19 protein-coding genes and 2 pseudogenes are annotated in these 23,709 nt (G+C 72.1%); 4 read left to right on the top strand and 17 right to left on the bottom strand.

What is annotated here, in order from left to right; genetic code table 11:
* Positions 1–36: 36 nt before the first annotated feature.
* Positions 37–486 carry a DUF4383 domain-containing protein gene (locus IEZ00_RS29375; protein ID WP_209617388.1) on the bottom strand — a complete coding sequence of 150 codons (450 nt, stop codon included), beginning with the start codon at positions 484–486 and terminating at the stop codon, positions 37–39.
* Between the two features lie 64 nt (positions 487–550).
* Positions 551–1,837 (bottom strand): hemolysin family protein, encoded by a 1,287-nt coding sequence (locus IEZ00_RS29370; RefSeq protein ID WP_189226604.1) that lies wholly within the window; start codon positions 1,835–1,837, stop codon positions 551–553.
* A gap of 215 nt (positions 1,838–2,052) precedes the next feature.
* Between IEZ00_RS29370 and IEZ00_RS29365 the strand changes: the two genes are divergently transcribed.
* On the top strand, positions 2,053–2,955 hold the full coding sequence (locus IEZ00_RS29365) for a glycoside hydrolase family 16 protein (protein ID WP_189226603.1): 903 nt from the start codon (positions 2,053–2,055) through the stop codon (positions 2,953–2,955).
* Positions 2,956–3,065: 110 nt separating this feature from the next.
* On the opposite strand, the gene IEZ00_RS29360 is transcribed toward IEZ00_RS29365, so the two are convergent.
* From IEZ00_RS29360 to IEZ00_RS29340, 6 genes and pseudogenes are all read right to left on the bottom strand, one after another.
* On the bottom strand, positions 3,066–3,500 hold the full coding sequence (locus IEZ00_RS29360) for a hypothetical protein (RefSeq protein WP_189226602.1): 435 nt from the start codon (positions 3,498–3,500) through the stop codon (positions 3,066–3,068).
* Positions 3,501–3,620: 120 nt separating this feature from the next.
* Positions 3,621–3,968 carry a hypothetical protein gene (locus IEZ00_RS37325; RefSeq protein WP_229796200.1) on the bottom strand — a complete coding sequence of 116 codons (348 nt, stop codon included), beginning with the start codon at positions 3,966–3,968 and terminating at the stop codon, positions 3,621–3,623.
* 271 nt (positions 3,969–4,239) lie between these two features.
* Complete coding sequence (locus IEZ00_RS37320) at positions 4,240–5,022, bottom strand: endonuclease I family protein (protein WP_373293221.1); 783 nt, start codon at positions 5,020–5,022, stop codon at positions 4,240–4,242.
* Positions 5,011–5,421 (bottom strand): annotated as a pseudogene (locus IEZ00_RS37885) (DUF6359 domain-containing protein); the annotation flags it as partial. The pseudogene IEZ00_RS37885 and the gene IEZ00_RS37320, both read right to left, overlap by 12 nt.
* 180 nt (positions 5,422–5,601) lie before the next feature.
* Positions 5,602–8,817: a GH92 family glycosyl hydrolase gene (locus IEZ00_RS29345; protein WP_189226600.1), complete on the bottom strand. Its 3,216-nt coding sequence runs from the start codon at positions 8,815–8,817 to the stop codon at positions 5,602–5,604.
* Between the two features lie 118 nt (positions 8,818–8,935).
* A complete protein-coding gene (locus IEZ00_RS29340) occupies positions 8,936–9,370 on the bottom strand; it encodes a MarR family winged helix-turn-helix transcriptional regulator (RefSeq protein ID WP_189226599.1) in 435 nt (144 codons plus the stop codon).
* A 66-nt stretch (positions 9,371–9,436) separates the two neighbouring features.
* Here IEZ00_RS29340 and IEZ00_RS29335 point away from each other — a divergent pair, with 66 nt between their 5' ends.
* Positions 9,437–10,522, top strand: a complete 1,086-nt coding sequence (locus tag IEZ00_RS29335) for an amidohydrolase family protein (protein WP_189226598.1) — start codon at positions 9,437–9,439, stop codon at positions 10,520–10,522.
* Between the two features lie 55 nt (positions 10,523–10,577).
* Here the strand turns inward: IEZ00_RS29335 and IEZ00_RS29330 are convergent, their stop codons facing one another.
* The 5 genes from IEZ00_RS29330 to IEZ00_RS29310 are packed head-to-tail and all read right to left on the bottom strand — an operon-like array spanning position 10,578 to position 17,880.
* On the bottom strand, positions 10,578–13,313 hold the full coding sequence (locus IEZ00_RS29330; protein ID WP_189226597.1) for an AbfB domain-containing protein: 2,736 nt from the start codon (positions 13,311–13,313) through the stop codon (positions 10,578–10,580).
* Between the two features lie 53 nt (positions 13,314–13,366).
* Positions 13,367–14,344: an ABC transporter permease gene (locus IEZ00_RS29325; protein WP_189226661.1), complete on the bottom strand. Its 978-nt coding sequence runs from the start codon at positions 14,342–14,344 to the stop codon at positions 13,367–13,369.
* Positions 14,345–14,352: 8 nt separating this feature from the next.
* Entirely contained in the window at positions 14,353–15,300 is a 948-nt protein-coding gene (locus IEZ00_RS29320) for an ABC transporter permease (protein ID WP_189226596.1), read from the bottom strand.
* On the bottom strand, positions 15,297–16,814 hold the full coding sequence (locus IEZ00_RS29315; protein WP_189226595.1) for a sugar ABC transporter ATP-binding protein: 1,518 nt from the start codon (positions 16,812–16,814) through the stop codon (positions 15,297–15,299). The genes IEZ00_RS29320 and IEZ00_RS29315 overlap by 4 nt, the downstream gene beginning before the upstream one ends.
* A 1-nt stretch (position 16,815) precedes the next feature.
* Positions 16,816–17,880: an ABC transporter substrate-binding protein gene (locus IEZ00_RS29310; RefSeq protein WP_189226594.1), complete on the bottom strand. Its 1,065-nt coding sequence runs from the start codon at positions 17,878–17,880 to the stop codon at positions 16,816–16,818.
* A 150-nt stretch (positions 17,881–18,030) separates the two neighbouring features.
* Here IEZ00_RS29310 and IEZ00_RS29305 point away from each other — a divergent pair, with 150 nt between their 5' ends.
* Positions 18,031–19,029, top strand: coding sequence for a LacI family DNA-binding transcriptional regulator (locus IEZ00_RS29305; RefSeq protein ID WP_189226660.1), 999 nt, complete (start codon positions 18,031–18,033; stop codon positions 19,027–19,029).
* 322 nt (positions 19,030–19,351) lie between these two features.
* On the opposite strand, the gene IEZ00_RS29300 is transcribed toward IEZ00_RS29305, so the two are convergent.
* Together IEZ00_RS29300 and IEZ00_RS29295 are read right to left on the bottom strand one after the other, a co-directional pair.
* Complete coding sequence (locus IEZ00_RS29300) at positions 19,352–20,137, bottom strand: DeoR/GlpR family DNA-binding transcription regulator (protein WP_189226593.1); 786 nt, start codon at positions 20,135–20,137, stop codon at positions 19,352–19,354.
* Between the two features lie 108 nt (positions 20,138–20,245).
* Positions 20,246–21,379, bottom strand: a complete 1,134-nt coding sequence (locus tag IEZ00_RS29295) for a right-handed parallel beta-helix repeat-containing protein (RefSeq protein WP_189226592.1) — start codon at positions 21,377–21,379, stop codon at positions 20,246–20,248.
* A 324-nt stretch (positions 21,380–21,703) separates the two neighbouring features.
* On the opposite strand from IEZ00_RS29295, the gene IEZ00_RS29290 reads away from it, so the two are divergent.
* On the top strand, positions 21,704–22,312 hold the full coding sequence (locus IEZ00_RS29290) for a hypothetical protein (RefSeq protein ID WP_189226591.1): 609 nt from the start codon (positions 21,704–21,706) through the stop codon (positions 22,310–22,312).
* Position 22,313: 1 nt separating this feature from the next.
* Here the strand turns inward: IEZ00_RS29290 and IEZ00_RS29285 are convergent, their stop codons facing one another.
* Entirely contained in the window at positions 22,314–23,525 is a 1,212-nt protein-coding gene (locus IEZ00_RS29285) for a C39 family peptidase (RefSeq protein ID WP_189226590.1), read from the bottom strand.
* A gap of 48 nt (positions 23,526–23,573) precedes the next feature.
* Positions 23,574–23,709: pseudogene (locus IEZ00_RS37310) on the bottom strand (sugar ABC transporter permease); the annotation flags it as partial.

Below are 23,709 nucleotides of genomic sequence, written 5' to 3'. Positions count from 1 at the left end.
GCCGTCTGCGGAGCAGCGGCCATCCAACACAGCAACTCAGGCGCGCTTGCGCTCCAGGACGGTGCCGAGCACGCCCAGCAGCACCATGCCCGCTCCCAGGAACAGGTGCAGCAGGTTGTCCGCCGGGTTGAGCGGGATGAAGTTGGTGCCGCTGTCCTCGTGGATCACCGAGCCGTACACCCACAGCAGCAGGTAGGCGAACCCGCCGACCACCAGGTAGCCCCGCGCGCCGCCGCCGCGGCGGGCGGCGAGCAGGCCGAGCGCGCCGAACAGCAGGTGCACCAGGTTGTGCAGCACCGAGACCTCGAACAGGCCGAAGATCCTGGCCTGGGAGCCGGGTCCGGCGAAGCGCAGCTGGTCGAAGTCGGTGGTGATGCCTGGGATGAAGCCCAGCACCCCCACCACCAGGAACACCACGCCGACCACCAGGGCGAACACCTGGACGGGGCGGCGGCGCACGTCGGTGCGCCCAGCTGAGGTCGTCACGGCTGTCCTCCAATCACCGGGTGCCGGTGGCGTACCCGTGCGATCAAGGGCGAAACGACGCGGTTCACCCGTCCGTGGGTGCGGGTGCCTGCTGGCGCAGCCGGACCGAGGTGATGGCGTGGTGCTCCACGCCGAGCACGTCGATCGTCCAGCCCGACACCGAGACGCGGTCGCCGGGTCGCTCGGGGATGCGGCCGAGCAGGACCAGCACCAGGCCCGCGATGGTGGCGTAGTCGCCTTCGGGGGCTTCCGGCAGCTCCACGCCCAGGTCGACCAGGTCGTGCACGGGGAAGGCGCCGGGCAGCACCAGTGAGCCGTCGGCGGTGCTGCGCACCGCCATCACGTCGCGGTCGGTCTCGTCGTAGATCTCGCCGACGATCTCCTCCAGCAGGTCTTCCAGGGTGACCATGCCCGCGACCGCGCCGTGCTCGTCCACCACCAGTGCCAGCTGCTCGCGTTCGGCCTTGAACCGCCGCAGCGCGTCGGAGACGCGCAGCGAGTCGGGGAACACCGTGGCGGGCCGCGCCACGTCCACCAGCAGCGCCGAGTCGTCGAGCAGGTCGCGCAGGTGCACCACGCCGATCACGTCGTCCAGGTGCCCGCCGCGGGCGACCGGGGCGCGGGAGTGGCCGGATTCGGCCAGTTCGGCCCGCGCGGCGGCCACGTCGGTCTCGGCGGCCAGGGTCATCACCGCCCGCCGGGGCACCAGCACCTCGCGCAGCCTGCGCTCGTGGATCTCCAGCGCGCCGTTGATGATCATGCGCTGCTCGGTGTTGAGGCCGCGCTGGGCGGAGACCAGTTCGCGCAGCTCCTCCGGTGACATCTGCTCGGACTCGGCCTCGGGTTTGCCGCCGAGCAGGCGCACCACCGCGTTGGTCGACGCGCTCAGCGTCCACACGGCGGGGCGGGAGATGGTCGAGAGCAGGTCCAGCGGGCGGGCCACCAGCAGCGCCCAGCGCAGGGAGTACTGCATGGCCAGCCGCTTGGGCGCCAGCTCGCCGAAGACCAGGGTCAGGAACGTCAGCACCACGGTCACCAGGGCCACCGCGACCGCGTCGGCCGCGCCGCCCAGGAAGGACAGCAGCGGCACCACCGGCCGGGCCAGCGCCACCGCGGCGGTCGCCGAGGCCAGGAACCCGGCCAGGGTGATGCCGATCTGGATGGTGGCCAGGAACCGGTTGGGGTCGCGGGCCAGCTTGACCAGCGTGCGGGCGCCCGCGCGGCCGTCGCGCTCCAGGGCGCGCAACTGTCCCTCGCGCAGCGAGATCAGCGCCATCTCGCTGCCCGAGAACACGGCGTTGAGCAGCACCAGCACCGCGACCAGCGCGAGGGTGAATCCGTACCCGTCCACATCCGCTCCCACCCGACCGAGTGGGCAAACGCTACAGCCGGAGCGCCGGTGGCCGCCCGTCGTGGACGCCGCACCCGGTCGGCTTCATGATCACGCTACTGTTCACCGCGGTGGCGTCGCGCTGCTCCCTGCCGGTGCCGCGCCGCGCCCCCGACCGATGAGGAGAAGACCGACAGCACTCCCCCTGTCCACCCTGCTGACACGAGGAGAACACCTTGTCCACACGCAAGACCGCGGCTGCCGCCGCGGCCGTGGCGGCGGCAGCCGCGCTGGTGACCGCCCCCAGCGCCCCGGCCGCCGACCACTCCTTCCTCGCCGACGGGCCCGCCCTGTTCGACGACTTCAACTACGCCGGTCACACCGACGCCAAGATCGCCCAGCGCGGCTGGACGGTGCGCTCGGGCAGCGGCGGGCCCGGCCTGCCCAACGCGCAGTGGGTGCCCTCGCAGGTGAGCTTCCCGACGGTGAACGGCAACAAGGTGCTGCGGCTGGAGTCGTCCACCAACGGCTCCGGCGCCAAGCAGACCGAGGTGTACCACCGGCGGAAGTTCTTCGAGGGCACCTACGCGGCGCGGGTGCAGTTCACCGACGCGCCGGTGCGCGGCGTGGACGGCGACCACGTGGTGGAGACCTTCTTCACCATCACGCCGCTGAACCGGCCCATGGACCCCGACTACGGCGAGATGGACTTCGAGTACCTGCCCAACGGCGGGTGGGGCGAGTCCTCCAGCACGCTGTTCGAGACCACCTGGGAGACCTACCAGCCCGACCCGTGGGTGGCCGACAACATCCACTCGGCGCAGCGGCGCGGTTTCGCGGGCTGGCACGACCTGGTGATCCAGGTGGCGGGTGGACGGGTGAAGTACTACGTGGACGGCGCGCTGGTGGCCGATCACGGCGACAAGTACTACCCGGAGACGCCGATGTCGATCAACTTCAACCTGTGGTTCATCGCGGACGGGTTGGTCGGCGGCTCGGGCGAGCGCGCCTACCAGCAGCAGGTCGACTGGGTCTACTTCGCCAGGAACCAGGTGCTCAGCCCGGCGGAGGTGCAGAGCAGGGTGGCGGGTTACCGCTCCTCGGGCGTCGACCACGTCGACACCGTCCCGGCGAGCTGATCGCGGAAACGGGGTTCCGGGCGCGTGCCGGAACCCCGTCGATCACCTATCGACATTCCGGGCGGGGAACTTGACGATCTCCGCCGACTCTCACCCATTCGGGCTAGGGATTACCCCTCGCGGAGGAGAGCACCGTCCGGTCCGATGATGCGGGTGCGCAGCAGTGCGCCCGCATCATCGCGCACGTACTCGACCCGTTCCCGCAACGTCCCGTTCGACTTGCGGCGCACCTCGGCCCGTGCTTGGCCGCAGGTGTCGGTCTCCAGCTCGGCGACCTCGACCAGCGCGCCGGAGGCGTCGAAGCGCAGCACCGACCGCACCGCTCCCCCGCTCACCGGGCGTGGCGCGGTCAGCACCTCGAACGCCGTGTCCCCGTAGCGCTCGCGGTGCCGCCGGGGCAGCTCCTCGTCCGGCCAGGCGCGGTCGAAGTACTGCACCAGCCGCACCCGGCCGTGCCGGGTGTGCTCGATGCTCGCCAGCGCCCCGCCCTCGTAGTGGCGCACGGCGTCCTCGGCCAACGGGGTCGCGCGGTGCGGCGTGCCCATGTCCAGCCTCCCACCCACCGGCGGAACACCGGTGTCGACATGGTCCCGACACACCCCCGCGCCCGCGCGCCGAACGCCGGGAACTCCCGCCGTCTCACCCGGCCGGGTGCGGCGGGCGGCTCACTTCCAGATGACCGGCGACTTGTCGTAGCCGTCGCCCTTGTCGTAGCTCGCGGCGGCGACCTTCGAGCCCTCGCGGGCCGCCTGGAGCACGCAGGTCTCGTACTTCGCGCCGGATCGGCGGCGTGCCCGACGACAGCCGGTGCGCGATGCCCGCGCGCACCGCCGGGTGGTCGTCCACGACCACCGCACCCACCCGCCCCTGCCCTCCATCCGCGTGTGCTCCCCGTACGCGCCGCACTCCACCTCGACCCGTCCTCCCGACAGGGCCGCCACCACCGGGCCGGTCAGCTCCCGCCGCACCTCGGTGGGGACCTCGACGGCCGCGCCGCTGATCGCCAGCGACACCGCGCCGCTCGGCCACGTCGACGCAGGCCGCGATCTCGTGCGCCAGCGGGGTCCGGCACGTCGTTCCCGGCGAAGAGCCTGCGCAGTCGGGTCGCGCCGAGCCTGTCCGCGAAGCTCAGCCGCCGGTCCCGCTGCCGGGCGACCTCGCGGCCTGCCGGGCGCTGCGGTGCAGCACGCGGGTGATCACCAGCACCGCGACCCGACCGCCGGACGCCTCCGGTGCGCCACTCCGCACGGCCGACCAGCGCAATGCCAACCGGCCGGTCGGAGCTCACCCCCAGATCGCCGCGGCCCACTCCGGGTGGTCGACGAAGGGGTTGCGGTTGCGCTGGTAGGTGTCGTAGATGACCTGGTTGCGGCGCTTCTCGAAGGCGTCCGGCGGGTCCTGGGCGTGCCACTGCAGCAGCACCGGGAGCCTGCCGTGGTAGGGGGCGGTGCCGTTGCCGACGCTGCTGTTGAGCTCCAGGTCCGGGAAGCCGTCGCCACCCTCGTACCGGACCGCCATGTAGAAGATCATCCGCGCGACGTCGCCCTTGACCGCGTCGCGCGGCTCCCACGAGTCGGCGTCGGTGTAGTTGCCGGGCGCCTCGGTCGCCGCCGAGCCGCCGTTGTCGAAGTCCTTGTTGCCCCGGTTGGCGTTGACCGACACGTCTTCCGGGCGCAGGTGGTGCAGGTCGGTGCCGGGGCCGGTGGCGGTGCCGAAGTCGCCGTGGGACTTGGCCCAGACGTGCTCGCGGTTCCAGTCGTCGGCGCCGCCGCCGTTGGCCGTCTTGCTCTGCGACCGGCCGCTGTAGAGCAGGACGACGTTGGCGGGGTTGTTCGGGTCCTGGTCGGTGGACTTCAGCGCGTCCCACACCTGGTCGTAACTGAGCTTGGTGTGGGTGCGGATGATGGTGTGCAGGGACGACTTCAGCGCCTGCCCGCTGCGCCCGATGGCATCGCGGTAGTAGGTCGAGTCGTAGCCGCCCGACGGGGTGCTCGTCGTAGTGGTCGTGGTGGTGGTCGTCGTGGTCGGCGCGCTGTCCGCGAGCGCGAACGCGGTGGGCGAGGTCAGGCCGGGATGGGAGAAGTACGCGCCCAGCGGCCCGGTCACGTCGACGCGCTTGCCGAGCAGGCCGGGGTTGGAGCGCAGCCCCCACGACGCCCGGAAGGCCGAGGTGATCTGCACGTAGAGCATCTGGCCGGTGGCGGTCTGGCTCGGCGAGTCGGCCAGCGCCAGCGCGTAGTCGGACGGGAAGTTCGAGCGCACCACGGTGGAGGTCGCGGTGGGCTGGCCGACCACGTAGCCGCGCACGGTGGCCGAGGCCCCGTTCTGCTGCGCGATGGCCTGGGCGACGGTCAGCGGGGTCGCGCCCGACGCGGCGGTGGTGGGCAGCAGCAGGGCGGCGCTCAGGGCGGCGATGGCGGTCAACAGGGCGATCGGGTGCCAGGGTGTCAGCCGTCGGGTACGCACGATCAGGTGTCCTCTCCCGGATGCGGCGGCGCAGGGTGACCGCACACCGGGAGAATCGCACGCAGCTGCGCACTTTTGGATGAATGATCGGCAAACGTCCCCCGCAGCGGGGACAGATAGGTCCGACCTGGTCCGCCGCGGTGCTGCCGGACGACGGGTCCGGCAGCACCACGACCCGGATCAGCGCAGGGTGATCGCGTAGACCTCCACCCTCGGGTCGTCGGGCAGGGCGACCGACTGCACGGCCTTGCCCGCGTCCAGCGGCAGGTGGTGGGCGAACAACCGGACCGGCGGACCGTCCACGCCCTGGCCCGCCTTGATGCGGTGCGGCATCTCCAGCGCCACCTCGGCCCCCGTGTTGGCCCAGTCCCCGACGGTCATCGGCAGTTCGGCGGTGGTGCCGTCGGTGTAGCGGACGGACACCGCGGTGGCCACCGGGCCGTTGTGCGACGAGGCGACCACGTGCAGCGCGGCGTGCCGACCGGCGGGCAGCAGCACCGCCTGGCCCCGCGCTTCGACGAAGTTCGGCGCGGTGCCGGTCGGGTCGGGCGCGGCGTAGGTCACGCCGCCCCAGGTCACCTCGCCGGTGGGCAGCAGCGCGGCGTCGTAGCTCCACCCCGAGCCGTCGAAGTCGCCCTCGTCGGGGTTGGCGGCGGTGGCGGTGCCGTCGTGGTCGTACTCCGCGCCGAGGTCCACGGCGCAGAACCCGTCACGACTGATCGCGCAACCGGCCGCCGCGCGCAGTTCCACCGCCGCCTTCGCGGTCACGGTGTTGGGACCGCGCACGGTCACGACGACCTCGTACCGCCCGGCCGGGGTGCCCGCCGGGATCTTCACCGGCAGCGCGACCTCCTGCTGCACCGGCAGCCGGTCGGACCTGATTCTCAGCGGCTTCGTGTCGACCTGCCAGCCCTGCGGCGCGGTGGCCGTCACCGACACCGGCAGCACGCCGGGCGACTGGCCCAGCACGTCCAGGGTGAAGTTCGCGGTCTGCCCGGTCGAGGAGGTCGGCAGGACGGCCGAGGCCGGGCGCAGCGCCGCGTCCACGTGCCTGCGGGAGTCGGGCTGGGCCCGGTTGACCGACGGCGGCTCCGCGCCCGGCTGGGTGCCCCAGTCCGACGGGCGCTCGCCCAGCCGGTGGGTCAGCCTGCCGCCGCGCTCCACGTCGTCCCAGTCCAGCCACGTCTTGCGCACGTCGCGCCCGTTGAGCGAGACCTGCTGCACGTACCGGTTGGCGTCGCTGGCCCCCGGCGCGGAGATGGTCAGCGTGCCGCGCCCGGTCCGCACGGTCGCCGAGGGGAACTGCGGGCTGGACAGCGCCAGGAAGTCGCCGCCGCTCATCGTCGGGTACAGGCCCAGCGAGGAGAACACGTACCACGCCGACATGGTGCCCAGGTCGTCGTTGCCGGTCATGCCGTCCGGGCCGGTGGTGAACAGGGTCATCGCCGCGCGGACCACGGTCGCGGTCTTCGCGGGCGCGCCGACCGACAGGTACACGTACGGCGCGAGCAGGTCGGGTTCGTTGTTGGGGTTGTAGGTCGGCTTGCCGTAGTAGTCGTAGGGCTGGGTGATCCAGTCGGTCCGCACGGTGCCCGCCGGATCGGTCAGCAGCTTGTCGTAGACGAAGAACTGGTCCAGCCGCTTTTCCACGGCGCGCTTGCCGCCCATGAGGTCCACCAGGCCGTTGGGGTCCTGCGGCACCAGCCACTGGTACTGGAACGCGCCGCCCTCGTGGAACTGGTGCGCGGCGTCGACCGGGTTGTACGGCGTGAGCCAGGTGCCGTCCGCGGTGCGCGGGCGGAAGTGGCCGGTGGCGGAGTCCCACAGGTTGCGGTACCACTGGCCGCGCGCGGCGAAGGTCCGCGCGTCGTCGTCGTGCCCGAGGCCCTTGGCCATCACCGCCAGCGAAGCGTCGGCCGCCGCGTACTCCAGCGTCGCCGACGCCGGGTGCACGCAGTCGTTGTCGCCGCCCTTGTGCGCGCAGTCGGTGCCCAGGGTCAGGCCGGACGGGATGTAGCCGCGCTCCTGGTAGTGCTCCACGCCCGAGCGGCCGTTGTAGGGCGAGTCAGCGGGCGGGGTGCTGGTGGCGTTGCGCTTGAGCAGGTCGTACGCCTCCTGCTCGTGGCCCGCCAGCAGGCCGCGCGACCACGCCTCCACCAGGAACGGCGTCACCGGGTCGCCGGTCATGATGTTGGTCTCGCTGTTGGCCAGCGCCCACCTGGGCAGCCAGCCGCCGTCGCGGCCCGCGGCCACCACCGACAGCGCGACGTCCCGCGCCACCTCGGGTTCGAGCAGTTCCAGCAGCTGGTTCTGCGGCCGGTAGGTGTCCCACAGCGAGAGGTTCTGGTACGGCGTGAAGCCCTGCGCCACGTGGGTCTTCCCGTCGAACCCCGCGTAGCGGCCGTCCACGTCGCCCGCCAGGTTCGGGTGCAGCACCGAGTGGTAGAGCGCGGTGTAGAAGGCGGTGCGCCGCTCGACCGGACCGCCGCCGACCCGGATCGCGCCGAGCTGCTCGGCCCAGGTCTGCCGCAGCTTCGCGCGCGTGGCGTCGAAGTCGAACGAGTCGCCGGTCTCCGCGGCCAGGTTGCGCCGGGCGCCCTCGACCCCGGTGTAGGACAGGCCGACCTTGAGCACCACGTCGCGGTCGGTGGTGGCGTCGAAGCCCACCCACGCGCCGTTGCCGCCCTGCCCCGCCGCGTCGCGGGAGCCGGGCGCGGGGGTGCTGCCGCGCCACGTGCCGAAGCTGGTGAAGGGGCGGTCGAACTGGGCGGTGAAGTACACGGTGTGCTCGTCCTGGCCCGCGCAGAACCGCCCGGCGCGCACCCGGCCCTCGATGGTGCGCTCGCCCACCACGTGCACTTCGGAGTCCAGCACCTGCTGGTTGGCCTTGCCGGTGTTGAACAGCACGTTGGCCGCGCCGGTGCTGGGGAAGGTGTAGCGCTGCCAGCCGGTGCGCGGCGTCGCGGTCAGCTCGGCGTTGATGCCGTACCGGCTCAGCCCCACCCGGTAGTAGCCGGGTTCGGCCTCTTCGTCGTCGTGGCTGAAGGTGGAGCGGTAGGCGTTGGGGTCGACGTTGTCCACGGGGCCGGTGGTGGGCATGACGGGCAGTTCGCCCATCACGCCGCAGCCGACGCCGGACAGGTGCGTCTGGCTGAAGCCGTGGATGGCGTTCTGCTGGTAGTCGTAGCCGCCTTGGCCACCGGTGTCGGGGCTGACCTGGACCATGCCGAACGGGGCGCTGGCGCCGGGGAAGGTGTTGCCGAAGTTCTGCGTGCCGACGAACGGGTTGACCAGGTCGACCGGGTCTTCGGCGGGCTGTGCGCCGGTCGGCGTCGCGGTGCCGACGACCAGCGCGGCGGCCAGCAGTGCGGCGCTGCTGCGTCTGCGGAGGGGCATGTGCAGGGCCTCTCTGTGTGACAACGTTGTCAGGCGACCGCGGTGTGCGGGCGTTCCGACTCTCGCGCACACCCCCCGCGGTCGTCCAGACCAAGCGGTCACTCTGTCCGCCGGACAGTCAGCGGTCCAGCAGCCTGCGCAGGGTGCTCCGCAGGTGCTCCAGGTCGTCGCGGCCGACGCGGTCGGCGATCTCGTCGTCCAGCCGCCGCAGCTCGGCCAGCGCCCGGCCGCGGCGGTCCTCCCCGGCCGCCGTGGCGCGCACGACCTTCTCCCGCTGGGAGCCCGGCGCCGGTTCCACCACGACCAGCCCGGCCGCGGCCAGTTCCTTGACCCGCGCGTGCACGTGCTGCCTGCTGACCCGCAGCTTGCGCGCCAGCTGCGCGGTGCTCACGCCCTCGCCGACGACGTGCGCCATGACCAGCCGCGCGCCCGCGCTGAGCACGGGCTCGCCCGGCTGGAGCACCCGTTCCGCGAGCCGGTCCCCGGCCCAGCGGACGCCCTCGCGCAGCAGTTCGGCGATCGTGGTCCGGGCTTGCTCCAGGTCATCGGCCATATCGTCAATCTAGTTGACGCCCTGCTAGGTTGACCGTCAACATTGTTGACGCTGTGGAGGTGCCGAATGGCTTCCCCCGACCGACCGCGCAGGACCGCGCTGACGAACGTGCGCGTCTTCGACGGCACGCGGCTGCGCTCCCCCGGCACGGTCGTCCTCGACGGCGGCTGGATCGGCGCCGACGCCTCGGGCGCGCACGTGGTCGACTGCGCGGGTTCGGTGCTGCTCCCCGGCCTGATCGACGCCCACGTGCACGTGGTGGACGTGGGCGAACTGGAATCGCTGAGCGATCACGGGATCACCACGGCGCTGGACATGGCCGCCTGGCCGCCGTCGCGCACCGCCGCCCTGCGGGGCCTGCGCGGGCTGACCGACCTGCGCAGCGCGGGGATGCCCGCGCTGCCGCCGGGCGAGCACCCGCTGCTGGCGGCGTTCCCGCCGGAAGCGACGGTGACCGACCCCGAGGCGGCCCGCCGGTGGGTGGCCGACCGGGTGGCCGAGGGGTCCGACCACATCAAGCTCCTGGTCGAGCCGCCCACCCCCGGCGAGCCCGACCGCCTGGCCGTGCTGGCCGCGCTGGCGGCCGCCGCGCGGCAACTGGGCAGGCGCACCGTGGCCCACGCCGTGACCTCCGGCGCCGTGGACCTGGCGCTGCGGGCGGGCGTCGACGTGATCACCCACGTGCCGCTGGACGTGGCCGTGGACGGCACCACGGCCGCCCGGATGGCCGCCGAGGGCCGGGTGGCGATCCCCACGCTGGTCATGATGTCCGCGGTCGCCGAGCGGCGGGGCCTGTCCTACGACCCGGCGCGGGCGAGCGTCACCGCGCTGCACCGCGCGGGCGTGCCGGTGCTGGCGGGCAGCGACGCCAACACGACGCCCGGCGCGCCCGCCCCGATCCCGCACGGCGGGAGCATCCACCGGGAACTGGAACTGCTGGTGGCCGCCGGCCTGTCCACAGTGGATGCGCTGCGCGCGGCGACCACGTTGCCCGCGAAGCACTTCGGCCTCGACGATCGCGGCGTCGTCGAACCCGGCAAGCGGGCCGACCTCGTCCTCGTGGCGGGCGACCCGATCGCCGACATCACCGCGACCAGGGCGGTGGAGCGCGTCTGGTGCGCGGGCGTGGAACGCCCGGTGCCCCGGCTCTGAACGCCGGTCCGGCGGGGCTGCCGGTGCGGCGCACCGGCAGCCCCGCCGGCGCGCGTCACGGTGCCCAGGGGGCCGTGACCGCCCAGCTCACGTCCTGCGCGTAGGAAGCGGGGTTGTCATAGGCGTGCGCTCCCCCGTTGGTCGCCACCCACACCTCCTCCGAGTAGTGGCGGACATTGCCGCCCAACTCGTTCACCGAGGCCAACCGCACCCCGCCCGCGCCGGGCTGGGCGCAGAAGGTCGCGTCCCGCCGGAACAGGTCGGTGTTCGCGTTGACGTCGAGGCGAATCCGGAACGCCGAGTGCCGCAGGTAGGAGCCCGCCGCGTTGCGCGCCTCGAACGAGTAGCAGGACGGGTCGGCCAGCCCGCGCCGGACGACGAAGGTCGCGTCCGCCTTCAGCAGCGCCGCACTGGAGGCGCCGACCACGTCCGTGCGCCCCAGCCCGTCCTGGTGGCGCAGGTACCGGTCGGTGAAGCCCGGCGTGGTCACCTGGAACGACCGCGCCTGGTCCAGCGGCAGGTCCGCACCGCTGCGCCACAGCGGCATCGCCACCGCCCACGTGGTGTCCGCCGCGAAGCTCGCCCCGGAGTCCCACGGGTTGGTGCCGCCCCGACGGGCGATGTAGACCTGCTCGCCGTAGTGGCGCACGAAGTGGCCGGGGAAGTTGCGCGACTCCAGGGCCGTGCCGCCCGCGCCCGCGCGGGCGCAGAACGTCGCGTCGCCCGCGAAGGTCGCCGAGCCGTCGTTGGCGTCCAACCGCACCCGGTACCCGGAGTGGCGCAGGTAGGAACCGGGGAAGTTGCGCGACTCGAACGACAGGCAGGCCGCGTCGGACAGGCCGGGGCGCGCCCAGAACGTGCCGTCCTTGAGCGCCACATCGCCGCCGAGCACGTCGGTGCGTCCAAGACCACCCTGGTGGCGCAGGTGGCGGTCGGTGTAACCGGGAGTCGTCACGCGCAACGACACCGCCTCGCCGCGGAGCACCTCCGTGCCGCGCGCCATCGCCAGCACCTGCTGGTTCACCGCCCGCACCCGCGACTCGGCCATCTTCAGCACCTGGCGGTCGTAGGTGTAGAAGCCGTTGACCTCGTTCTCCACGTCGTAGGGCTCGGTGTAGACCGACGCGGACAGGCCGCGGGTGTGCACGAACCTGCCGACCTCCCTGGTGATCTCCACGTACCGGTTGGTCAGCGAGGTCTCGTCCGGGTACAGCTCGCCGTAGGCGAACCCGGCGCCGGGCTGGTACTCGTGGCCCGCGATCCGCCTGCCCAGTCCGCCGTACTCGCCCAGCACCGCCACCCGGTTGGCGTCGGGCAGCCGCGTGCCGCCGGACATCTGGTAGGCGTGGTCGTCGATGACGTCGCCGTTGCCCGGATCCGGGTCGGAGACGCAGCAGTTGGACCCCGAGTTGTGGTTGACCAGGCGGGTGTTGTCCAGCGAGCGCACCAGGTTCACGATGCGGCCCGCGTCGTACTCGCCCCAGCCCTCGTTGAACGGCACCCACTGCACGATGGACGTGATGCCCTTGAGCTGCTCGACGATCCGGCGCAGCTCGGCCTCGTAGTTGGCGTGGCCCGCGGCGGTCGTGTCGTCCACCGAGTCCAGCGACGGCATGTCCTGCCACACCAGCAGGCCCAGCCGGTCCGCGTGGTAGTACCAGCGCGCGGGTTCCACCTTGATGTGCTTGCGGACCATGTTGAAGCCCAGCGCCTTCTGCCGCTCCAGGTCCCAGCGCAGCGCCGCGTCGGTGGGCGCGGTGTAGCCGCCGTCGGGCCAGTACCCCTGGTCCAGGGTGCCCAGCTGGAACACGAACTCGCCGTTGAGCAGCGGGCGCGTCACCCCGCCGACCACGGCCTTGCCCAGCGACCTCATGCCGAAGTAGCCGGTCACCACGTCGCCGCCGTTGGGCATCGTGACGCGCAGGTCGTACAGGAACGGGTCGTCGGGCGACCACAGCCTGGCGTTGGGCACGGGCACCCTCAGGTGCGCGCCGACCACGCCGGTCGCGGTGCCGACCACCGCGCCGCCGGAGAGCACCTCGGCGCGGACCTGCTGGCCCCCGGTGCCCCGCACCACCAGGTCGAGCACGCCCGCCGGAACGTCGGGGGTGGTGTCCAGGCGGGTGATGTGGTTGGCGCTGACCGGTTCCAGCCACACCGTCTGCCAGATGCCCGACGCGGGCGTGTACCAGATGCCACTGGGGTTGCGGCGCTGCTTGCCGACCGGGTAGCGCTGTCCGTCTACAGTGGACGCCACGCCAATGACGATCTCGTTGGTCCCGCTGCGCAGGGCGTTGGTGATGTCGAAGGAGAAGGCGTCGAAGCCACCGGTGTGCGCGCCCACGCTGGCGCCGTTGACCCACACCCTGGTCTCCCAGGTGACCGCGCCGAAGTTGAGCTTGACGCGACGGCCGCTCCAGTTCGCCGGGACGGTGAACGTGCGGCGGTAGAACATGTTGTCCTCGTGCCGCTTGATGCCCGACAGCGCCGACTCGACCGGGTAGGGCACCAGCACGCCCTCGGCCAGCGGCCTGCCGATCGGCGGGTTGTCGAGGTTCGCCGCGCCCGCGAACTCCCACACCCCGTTGAGGTTGAGCCAGTCCGGCCGCGCCAGCTGCGGGCGCGGGTACTCGGGCAGGGCGTTGGTCGGCGACACCTGGGCGGTCCACGGCGTGGTCAGCGGTGCCGGTTTGGGCTGCCAGGTGGCCGCCGACGCGCCGGGCGCGAGCGCCACGGCGCTTGCCGAGGCCAGCGCCAGCGCTGTTATCAGGGAACCGAGGGCTTTGCGCATGGTCACTCCGTTGTGAGCAGGGAAGGGTTGCGCGCCCGTCGGTCGTCAGCGGCTCATCGGCGACGTACCAGGGACCGCTGGAGCACGACGACCACGAGCAGGAACGCGCCGCTGACCACGGACTGGTAGTTGCTGTCGAGCGTCCCGATCTGGTTGATGATGTTCTGGATCACGTTGCGCAGCCCGACGCCCATCACGGTGCCGAGCACGGTGCCCGCGCCGCCGGTCAGCAGCGTGCCGCCGATGACCACCACGGAGATGGCGTCCAACTCGGTGCCCACGCCGATGACCGTGACGCCGGACTGCAGGTAGGACGCCGTCAACGCGCCCGCGAACCCGGACAGCACACCGCTGAGCGTGTAGACCGCGATCTTGGTACGGGCCACCGGGACACCCATCAGCAGCGCGGACTGCTCGGCGCCGCCGGTGGCGAACACCGACTGCCCGAACCTGGTGCGGCGCAGCACCAGACCGCCCAGCAGGCACAGCGCCGCGGCGATGAACACCGGGTAGCCGAACCCGAAGACCGTGCCGCGGCCCAGCTCCAGGAAGGCCGAGCCGGGCGCGATCTGGTAGGTGGTGGAGCCCTCGTCGGTGATGGCCAGCAGCAGGCCCCTGGCGAACAGCAGCGAGGCCAGCGTGACGATGAACGGCGCCATGCCCGTCCTGGCCACCAGCAGGCCGTTGACCAGACCGATCGCGCCGCACACCAGCAGGGGCAGCAGCAGGGCGGCCAGGAAGCCCCACTGCGAGCCGTAGGCGGCCAGCACGCCGCCCAGCGCGTACAGCGAGCCGACCGACAGGTCGATGCCGCCGGTGATGATCACGAACGTCATGCCGAGCGCGATCACCGCCAGGAACGAGCTCTGCAGCGCCAGGTCGCGCAGGTTGTCCGGGCTGCCGAAGCGGGGGAACGCCAGCCACGCCACGGCCACCACGACCACCAGCGCGATCGCCGCCCCCTGCCGCTGCAGCACCGAGGCCACGAGCTCGCGCCGAGGCTTGGCCGGGGTCTCGGGCGGTGCGGTCATCTGGGCGGTCATCGGCTGCTCCGCTCACGCGCGACGTAGACGGCGACGACGATGATCGCCGCCTGCACCATCTGTGCGGTCGAATCCGGAAGGTTGTGCTTGATCAGCGTGGCGCGCACCAGCTGCATGAGCACCACACCCATGACGGTGCCCAGGATGCGCACCCGGCCGCCGGTCAGCGGGGTGCCGCCGACGACCACGGCGGTGATGGCCGACAGCTCCATCAGCAGGCCGATGTCGGCCGGGTCGCTGGCGCTCAGCCGCGCGGTGGACAGCACGCCCGCCACCGCGGCCAGCACGCCGCACAGCGCGTACACGCCCAGCAGCACGCGGCGCACCGGCAGCCCGGCCAGCACACCCGCCGCCCGGTTGCCGCCGACCGCCACCAGCGCGCGGCCGAACGTGGTGCGCCCGACCAGCAGCGCCACCAGCACCGCCAGCACGCCCGCCACCAGCACGCCGACCGGGACGCCCAGCACGTCCTCGGTGCCCAGCGCCAGGAACGCCGGGTCGTGCAGCTGGACGAGCTGGCCGTTGGCGATGACCAGCGCCAGGCCCCGCCCGCCGACCAGCAGGGCCAGTGTCGCCACGATCGGCTGGATGCCCAGGTAGGCCACCAGGAAGCCGTTGAACGTGCCCGCGAGCAGGCCCGCCAGCAGCGCCATGGCGATCGCGGGCGCGGGGCCCGCGCCCAGGTAGAGCGGGATGAGCGAGGCGGCCAGCGCCATGGTCGCGCCGACGGACAGGTCCACGCCCTCGGTGCCGATCACCAGCGCCATGCCCAGCGCGACGATGCACACCGGCGCGGCCTGCACCAGCTGGGTGCGGAAGTTGCCCACCGACAGGAAGTTCGCCGTGAAGGCGATGTTGAACAGCAGCAGGGCGACCACCGCGGCGTAGACGCCGTACTCCTGCAGCCACCGCGTCGTGCGGGCCCGGTCCAGCGCGATGGTCACCGCCGCTCACCCCCGGACGCGATCGCCGCCAGCACGTTGCCCTCGGTGACCTGCTCGCCGACCAGCTCGTCGACGACCGCGCCGTCCTTGAGCACCACCAACCGGTCCGCGCCGTCGACCAGCTCCTCCATCTCCGACGAGATCAGCAGCACCGCCAGGCCCTCCTTGGCCAGTTCGTCGACCAGCGCCTGCACCTCGGCCTTGGCGCCCACGTCGATGCCGCGGGTGGGCTCGTCCAGCAGCAGCACCTTCGGCTCGGTGCACAACCACCGCGCCAGCAGCACCTTCTGCTGGTTGCCGCCGGAGAGCTCGGCGACCTTCTGGTCCGGGCTGGAGGCCTTGATCCGCAGCCTGCGCATGAAGGTCTCCACCACGCGGTCCTGCCGCGCCCGGCTGACCACGCCGAACCGCGACAGCCTCGGCAGCGCGGCCAGCACGATGTTCTCCCGCACCGACAGGTTCGGGACGATGCCCTCGGCCTTGCGGTCCTCGGCCAGCAGCGCCACCCCGGACCGCACGGCCGCCGCGACGTCGCCGCGCGGCAACGACTTCCCGCCCAGCAGCACGGTGCCCGAGTCCAGCGGCAGCGCCCCGACGATGGCCCGCGCGGTCTCGCTGCGGCCCGAGCCGAGCAGCCCGGCCAAGCCGACCACCTCGCCGGGGCGCACGGTCAGCGACACGTCCCGCAGCCGCTGCCCGCTGGCCAGGTGCTCCGCGCGCAGCACCGGTTCCCGGCCCGCGTGGTGGTCCTCGCCGAACCCGGTGGTGCCGTGCGCCCGGATGTCGCCGACCTCGCGGCCCAGCATCATCGACACCAGCTCGATGCGCGGCAGCTCCGCCAGCGGACCGGTGTGCACGTGCTTGCCGTCCCGCAGCACGGTGACCCGGTCGCAGATCCGGTACAGCTCGTCCATCCGGTGGCTGACGTAGACGATCGCGATGTCGCGCCGGTGCAGCTCCTCGATGACGCCGAACAGGGTCTCCACCTCGCGCGGCTCCAGCGACGAGGTGGGCTCGTCCATGATGACCACGTGCGCGTCGGTGGCCACGGCCCGCGCCAGCGCCACCATCTGCTGCGCGCCGACCGCCAGCGTCCCCAGCGGGCGGCGGACGTCCTCCCGGATGCCGTAGCCCGCCAGCACCCGCTCGGCCATCTCGTTCATCCTGGCGCGGTCCACCAGCCCCCAGCGGTTGCGGGGCTCGCGGCCGAGGAACAGGTTGCCCGCCACGCTCATCAGCGGGATGAGGTTGACCTCCTGGTAGATCGTGGAGATCCCGGCCTGCTGCGCCTGCGCGGGCCGGGTGAACACCACCGGCTCGCCCCGGTGCCGCAGTTGCCCCGAGTCGGGGCGGTGCACCCCGGTCAGCACCTTGATCAGCGTCGACTTGCCCGCGCCGTTCTCGCCGACCAGGGCGTGCACCTCCCCCGGCCGCAGCGCGAACGACACGCCGTCCAGCGCCCGCACGCCACCAAACTCCTTGGTGGCGTCGACTACCTCCAGCACCGGGTCCACGTCAGTACGCGTTCCCGAGCTTCTGCGCCGCGTTGGTCTCGTCGTACTCGTCGTCGGAGATGACCACGGTCGGCGGGACCTCCTCGCCGTCGGCGAACCGCTGGAGGGTCTGGAAGGCCAGCGGGCCGAAGCGCGGGTTGGACTCGATGACCGCGTTGTAGCTGCCCTCGGCGATCATCCGCACGGCGTTCTGGGTGCCGTCCACCGAGACGATCTTGACGTCCTTGCCCGGCTGCTTGCCCGCGCCGCGCAGCGCGGTCACCGCGCCGATGCCCATCTCGTCGTTCTCCGCGTAGACCGCGGTGATGTCGGGGTTGCTCTGGATCAGCTGCTCCATCACCGCCTGCCCCTTGGAGCGGTCGAACTCGCCGGTCTGCTCGGCGACCACGGTCAGGCCCGGCGTGTTGACCAGCTCGTCCTTGAAGCCCTTGGTGCGGTCGGTGGTGACGTTGTTGCCCGAGGCGCCGAGCAGGATGGCGACCTTGCCGCTGCCGCCGGTCACCCTGGCCATCTGCCGCGCGGCGCGCTTGCCCTGCTCGACGAAGTCGGAGCCGATGAAGGTCAGGTAGTCGGCGCAGGGCTGGGAGGTCACCTTGCGGTCGATGGTGATCACCGGGACCTTCTTGGCCTTGGCCGCGTCCAGTGCGGGCTGCAGGCCGTCGGAGTTCAGCGGCGCCACGACGAGCAGCTGCGCGCCCCGGTCCAGCAGCGACTTGATGTCGCTGATCTGCTTGTTCAGGTCGCTCTGGGCGTTGGTGACCAGCAGCTTGTCGTCCGGGATGCCCAGCTTGGCCGCCTCGTCCCGGATGGATTGGGTCTCGGCGGTGCGGAACGGGTTGGCCTCCTTCTCCGACTGGGAGAAGCCGATGATCGCGTCCTTGACGTCGACCTTCGGGTAGCCGGTCTGCGCGAGCGTGCAGCCGGGACCGGAGGACTGCACGGCCGCGGCCGAGGCGGCCGGACCACCGCTGCTCTGGCCTGTGGACTGGGTTTCCCGGCTGGTGCAGGAGGTCAGCGCGACGGCCAGCACGGCGGTGGCCACGACGGCGGGGCGGGCGAGGGACATGGTCTTCGCTCCTCGGTGGACCGGGCGGCGTTACCCGCGTCACAATGGTCGAACCACTTTTACATCGTTGGCACAACGTTGTAAACCCTTCTAACGCACGGCTACACTCGTGCCACGCTTCTCCTGCCTGCCAGCCGAAGGGGGCTGATGGTGGCCGCCACCCTCAAGGACGTCGCCGAGCTCGCGGGCGTGTCGGTGAAGACGGTGTCCAACGTCGTCAACGGCTACGCCTTCGTGAAGCCGGAGAACCGGCGGCGGGTCGAGGAGGCCCTGGCCGCCACCGGCTACCGGCCCAACGTCGGCGCGCGCAACCTGCGCCGCGGCCGCACCGGTTTCCTGGCCCTGGTGCTGCCGGAGCTGAGCATCCCCTACTTCGGCGAGCTGGCCGGGCTGGTCATCAACGCCGGGCACGACCAGGAGTGGAACGTGCTCATCGAGCAGACCCTGGGCACCAGGGAGGGCGAGCGCGCCACACTGGGCGCGCTGGGCCCGCACATGGTCGACGGCGCGATCGTCAGCCCGGAAGCGCTGCACGCCAACGATTTCGAGGAGCTGTCCGGCGGCGTGCCGATGGTGATGCTCGGCGAGCACGCGGTCGACGTGCCGGTGGACCGGGTGGGCATCGACAACGTGCGGGCCGCCGAGGTGGCCGTGCGGCACCTGGTGGCCATCGGGCGCACCCGCATCGCCGCGATCGGGCAGCACCCGACGCGCGGCACCGCGGCGCTGCGGCTGGCGGGCTACCGGTCGGCGCTGACCGAGGCGGGGCTGCCGGTGCGCGAAGAGCTGATCGCCCCGGCGTTGAACTACCACCGGCGCGACGGCGCGACCGCGATGGCAGACCTGCTGGCGCTGCCCGAGCCGCCGGACGCGGTGTTCTGCTTCAACGACCTGCTGGCCATCGGCGCGCTGCGAGCCGCCGCCGAGCGCGGCGTGCGAGTGCCGGGGGACGTGGCGATCGTGGGGTTCGACAACAACGAGGAGAGCGCCTACAGCCTGCCGTCGTTGACCACGATCGCACCGGACAAGAGGGCCATCGCACGCGCCGCGGTCGACCTGCTGCGCCGCCGCGTGTCGGGCGAGGAGGGCCTGGCACCGCAGCAGGTGCACGTCCCGTTCGCCCTGGAGATCCGCGAGAGCACCAGCTGACCCCCTCCCCCGCGAGTCGAACGCTCGGGTACCGCGAGTTCGTCGTTGGGGTGGGGCAAGGGCGGTGCGCTCGCCGCGCGGCAGGTCACCAAGGACGGCGGGTCGCGCAGCCCTGGTGCGTCGGCAAGTACTACCCGACGGGGCTGGGGAGGGCGGTAACTACTACCCGAGTCACGGGAAGCGCGGGGCGGAGGGCGCGAAAAGCACGGGGTGGGGGCGTGAGCGTGGACCGAAGGCGGGAAAGCACCGGTCAGGGCGCGGAAGTGCGGGTCGGGGTGCGCGAATGTTGAATTCGGGGTGCCTGGAGGTTCGACTCGCGGGGTCAGACTTGGTGGACCTCGACGCCGCGTTCGCGGAAGCGGCGCACCTCGTCGGCGTCGGCGTCGGTGTCGGTCACCAGCACGTGGACCCGACCGATCTCGCAGATCGAGGCGAACGCCCGCGCGCCGATCTTGGAGGAGTCGGCCACCACGACCACCTGGCGGGCCCGCTCGGCCAGCACCCGGTTGATCTCCGCCTCGCCCTCGTGGTGCGCGGCCGCGCCCGCGTCCGGGTCGATCGCGTCCACGCCGAGGAACGTCACGTCCAGGCTCAGCCCGCCGACGATCTTGTTGGCCAGCGGGCTGACCAGCTCATAGGACTGGGGACGGGCCACCCCGCCGGTCACCACCAGCTTCACCTGGGGGCGCACGGCCAGCTCGTTGGCGATGTTGAGCGCGTTGGTCACCACGGTGATCACGCCGTCGCCGCCCGCGCCGCCGACTTCCGCGCTGGTCACCAGCGCCCTGGCCACCTCGGTGGCCGTGGTGCCGCCGTTGAGGCCGACCACGGACCCGCGGCCGACCAGCTGCGCAGCGGCGCGGCCGATGCGCAGCTTCTCCCCCGCGCGTCGCACGGTCTTGTAGCGCAGGGGCAGGTCGTAGGCCACCGAGTGGGCGACGGCGCCGCCGCGGGTCCTGGTCAGCAGCTGCTGCTCGGCCAGGTGGTCGAGGTCCCGGCGGATGGTCGCGCCGGACACCGCCAGCTCGTCCGCGATGTCGTCGACCTCGACCCTGCCCCGCTCGGCGAGCAGGGCGAGCAGGGCGTTCAACCGCTCGTACCGATTCACCCATCGCCTCCCGCACCGCGCGAACTGCACGCACCGTGGTGGCGAACCTAACGCACCGTGGCCACGGGCAGAAGGTGCGGTAGGGACGATTCGGCATCCGGGCGGTGGTCAGGAGCAGATGTTCTGGCTGGAGCCGACCAGGGTGTTGTTGCGGAAGGTGGTGTTGGTCCCGCACGGGTTCTCGGTGATCGCCGAGTTGCTGACCCGCAGGTTCTGCACCACCACGTCACGGGTGACCGGGAACTCCGACCGCGCGGCCAGCCGGATGTCGCCCGGCCCGCTCACCGTGCCGCTCTGCGCGGCCAGGGTGACGTTGTAGCAGTTCTCGATCAGCACGGCGTTGCTGCCGGTCTGCGCGATGTCCACGCGGTCGATGACCAGACCGCCGCTCTCCGAGACGCAGAAGACGCCGCGCCCGCCGCCGCGGGCGATGACCTGGCCCACCCGGATGTTGGTGGGGTAGCTGTCGCCGATGCGGCCGTTGCGGTTGGCGGTGCGGAACGCGGCGTAGCCGGTGCCGGTGCCCGCTCCGCTGCCGTCCACGGTGGTGATGGTGGCGTTGGTGGTGTCGTTGAGCAGCAGGCCCGAGCCGCCGACGTCGCGCGCGGTCACGGTGCCGATGGTCAACTGGTCCACGCCGTAGGTCTCCACCGCGTGCGAACTCGCGCCGGAGACGTGGACGTTGTCGATGTGCACGTTGCGGGTGCGCACCGCGCGGTCGCCGTGGTTGTCGATGCGGATGCCCAGCCCGGCGGACAGCCGCATGTCGATCTGGCCGAGCACCACGTTGGTGGCGTTGCGGATGAAGATGCCGTACAGCGGCGCGCCGGTCAGGGTCAGGTGCTGGACCTCGATGTCGCGGACGTTGCGCGCGTAGACCGGGGCTTGGTCGCCGGAGCCGGACCCGGTGACGTTGATCGTGCCGCACACGTCGAGGGTGGTGTAGCTGGGCAGCGAGAACCGCGAACCGGCGCTGATCGAGCCGGAGCCGCGCACGACGACGCGCTCCTTGGACGTGCGGCCCGTGGTCAGGCTGCCCGTCGCGGCCTGCATGGCGGCCAGCATGCTGGTGCCGGTGTAGACGGTGCGACTGCCGTTGCGCGCGGTCCAGGTGCTGCCGGAGAGCACCGCTTCGGCGTTGAACGAGCCGGTTCCGCAGTCGGCGGCCGTGGCACTGGGGGCGGTGGTGTGCGCGAGTGCCGCGGTGAGGATCGCGGCACCCAGCAGGGCCAGGCTTCTCACTGGTTCTCCTCTACAGGCGGTAAGCGCTTTCCTGATGGGCGGCGGAACCGGCGAGGAGATCCCGCCTGCCCACGGGGGACGTGGGCAGGAGGGATCGGCGGATCAGCGGCGGGGGCTGCCGCAGAGCGAGTGGTCACGCCCGTGCGCGACAGGAGAGGTGAGCACCGTTGCTCCTTGTCCTCTGCTCTGGGAACGCTCCCAGAGGGCTTCGAGTCAATCGGATGCGCGCCGCATCGTCAAGGGCAACCCGAGCGGGGACCGCGCGTCCTACGTGATGATCTCTGGGGGTGTCTTGTGGAATGGTGGAATTCGCCGTGGTGGTCGGTGGGGTGGAGCGTCCCGTCCGCCTGCCTGTTGCTGTTGGGCGTCTGCGTGCCGAGCGGGTACTACTCCGTGCTGGTTATGGCCCTGGTCGGCTGGGGCGTGGTGGCCCTGTTGTGGGCCCTGACCTGCCTGGCCTGGCTCATGGAGTCGCCCATTCGCCGTCGCAGGTATCTCGCGAGGCTGCGGCCGCTGCTGATCGCCCCGGCGCTGTTCGCGGCGAGCTGGGCTGCGGCCTCCGGGGACCTGATCGGCCGGGCGGTGTTCCCCTGGCACCAAGCGGCGCTGGAACGGCTGGCCGCCGAGGCGGTCACCAGGCCGCCGCTGACGCCCCCGTACGGCGGGAACGTGGGGCTCTACAACTTCGAGCACATCAGCTCTCACAACGGTTGCGTTTTCATGAGCACCGACGACCGGGCCATGGGCGGTGGCAGGGGGTTCGCCTGGTGCCCCGGCAGGCGCGATGGTGACGTCGTCGACTTCGACGGCCAGTTCTACCTGAGCTCCGTCGAAGAGGGTTGGTTCGTGTACTACCGGTCGCGCGCGACCGAGGCCGAGGGGCGCCTGTGGGGGCTGCGGCTGAGTGAGCTGTCGCCGCCCGTGGAGACCTGACCTACCGGCCGGGCGGGGCGATGATGTAGGCGATGCCGCCGGACCCGCCGCCCACCGTGCCGTCGGCCAGATGCCGCTGCGTGCGCAGCCAGACGGTCTCGAACTGCGCCCTCTTGTACACCCGGCGCACCGCCTCGTTGGACGGCGAGGCGGGGTCGTTGGCGATCACGTCGCCGGACTCGGTGAAGCCGACGACCACCATGATGTGCCCGGCCGTGCCGTAGCCCGCGCCGTCCAGCTCGTCCTCGCGGAAGGACTGTGAGGTGATCACCGGGATGCCGCGCGCGATGTAGCGCTCCAGCTCGGTCAGCGACCGCAGCCGCGTCACGTGCGCGCGCAGGCCGAACGTGGCCGCGTACGCGGTGTTGAACGGCCAGTTGCCCGCGCCCTGGTAGTCGTAGTCGTAGGTGTGCCGGGCGGCGTGGGCGACGCTGGGGTCCGGGTAGCCGGGCTTGACCCAGGCCAGGTCCTGCGGCGTCGGTCCGCGGCGCCAGTACTCGACGACCATCTCCGTCGAGGTGGGGCTGCACCACGCCTCGCCGCCGTTGTCGTACTCGGGGTACTGGCCCGCGTGCACGTTCTGCGAGTAGCGCGGCACCGGCAGCTCGACGCCGCGCGCCGGGCCGGGGCTGCTCGCGGGCACGGTGAAGCGGTCCGGGACGGCCGAGGCCATCGCGCCCACCATGGACACCGACGGTGTGGCGTGCGAGCCGACCTGCCGGTAGAGGGTGACCCGCAGCTGGTAGCCGCGCAGCGGCCGACGGGCCACGTAGGTGTCCACGTCGACGTAGCCGTGCTCGTCGGACTGGCCGGACACGGTGGCGCGCTTGATGTCGCCGTCGCCGGAGGCCCAGCGGCCCATCACGTACCAGCCGGTGTCCGCGCCCCGGAACTCCACCTGCAGCCAGGTGCCCGCGGGCGTGCGGGCGTTCCAGGAGGCCACGGCCTGGGTGGCGGCGAAGCCCACCCGGTGCACCGGCGAGGTCCAGCGCGCGTAGTCGTAGGTCTTGGCCTCGTGCTCGACCCGCCCCGCCGGGCGGGCCAGCACCAGGCCGCCGAGCCAGGGGGCGGTGCCCTCGAAGTGGCCGCGCCGGAAGTCACCGGCCCGCCACTCGCGGTAGTCCACCTCGCTCCCCTCGGCGGCCGCCGGTGTCACCACCGACAGGACCGTGGTGACACCGAGCAGCACCGAGCACAACACGCGCGACCTCATGTTGACGATTGTCGTGTTGCGATCTTTTTCCGTAAACACCCAACCGGGCTACGCCCGGCGCTTGGTCCACACGTCGTAGGCCACCGCGATGAGCAGCACCAGGCCCTTGACCAGCATGACCCGCTCGCTGGGCGCGCCGATCAGGGACATGCCGTTGTTGATCACGCCCATGATCAGGCCGCCG

The sequence above is a fragment of the Saccharothrix coeruleofusca genome, from assembly GCF_014648515.1.
Classification (GTDB): domain Bacteria; phylum Actinomycetota; class Actinomycetes; order Mycobacteriales; family Pseudonocardiaceae; genus Actinosynnema; species Actinosynnema coeruleofuscum.
The sequence above is the reverse complement of the archived record's forward strand: the minus strand, read 5'-3'. Positions and strand labels throughout refer to the sequence as shown.

Excerpts from the sequence above, each read along its gene's own strand:
- IEZ00_RS29360 (WP_189226602.1), bottom strand. The coding sequence starts at position 3,500 with ATGGGCACGCCGCACCGCGCGACCCCGTTGGCCGAGGACGCCGTGCGC.
- IEZ00_RS29345 (WP_189226600.1), bottom strand. The coding sequence starts at position 8,817 with ATGCCCCTCCGCAGACGCAGCAGCGCCGCACTGCTGGCCGCCGCGCTG.
- IEZ00_RS29340 (WP_189226599.1), bottom strand. The coding sequence starts at position 9,370 with ATGGCCGATGACCTGGAGCAAGCCCGGACCACGATCGCCGAACTGCTG.
- IEZ00_RS29335 (WP_189226598.1), top strand. The coding sequence starts at position 9,437 with ATGGCTTCCCCCGACCGACCGCGCAGGACCGCGCTGACGAACGTGCGC.
- IEZ00_RS29330 (WP_189226597.1), bottom strand. The coding sequence starts at position 13,313 with ATGCGCAAAGCCCTCGGTTCCCTGATAACAGCGCTGGCGCTGGCCTCG.
- IEZ00_RS29325 (WP_189226661.1), bottom strand. The coding sequence starts at position 14,344 with ATGACCGCACCGCCCGAGACCCCGGCCAAGCCTCGGCGCGAGCTCGTG.
- IEZ00_RS29310 (WP_189226594.1), bottom strand. The coding sequence starts at position 17,880 with ATGTCCCTCGCCCGCCCCGCCGTCGTGGCCACCGCCGTGCTGGCCGTC.
- IEZ00_RS29285 (WP_189226590.1), bottom strand. The coding sequence starts at position 23,525 with ATGAGGTCGCGCGTGTTGTGCTCGGTGCTGCTCGGTGTCACCACGGTC.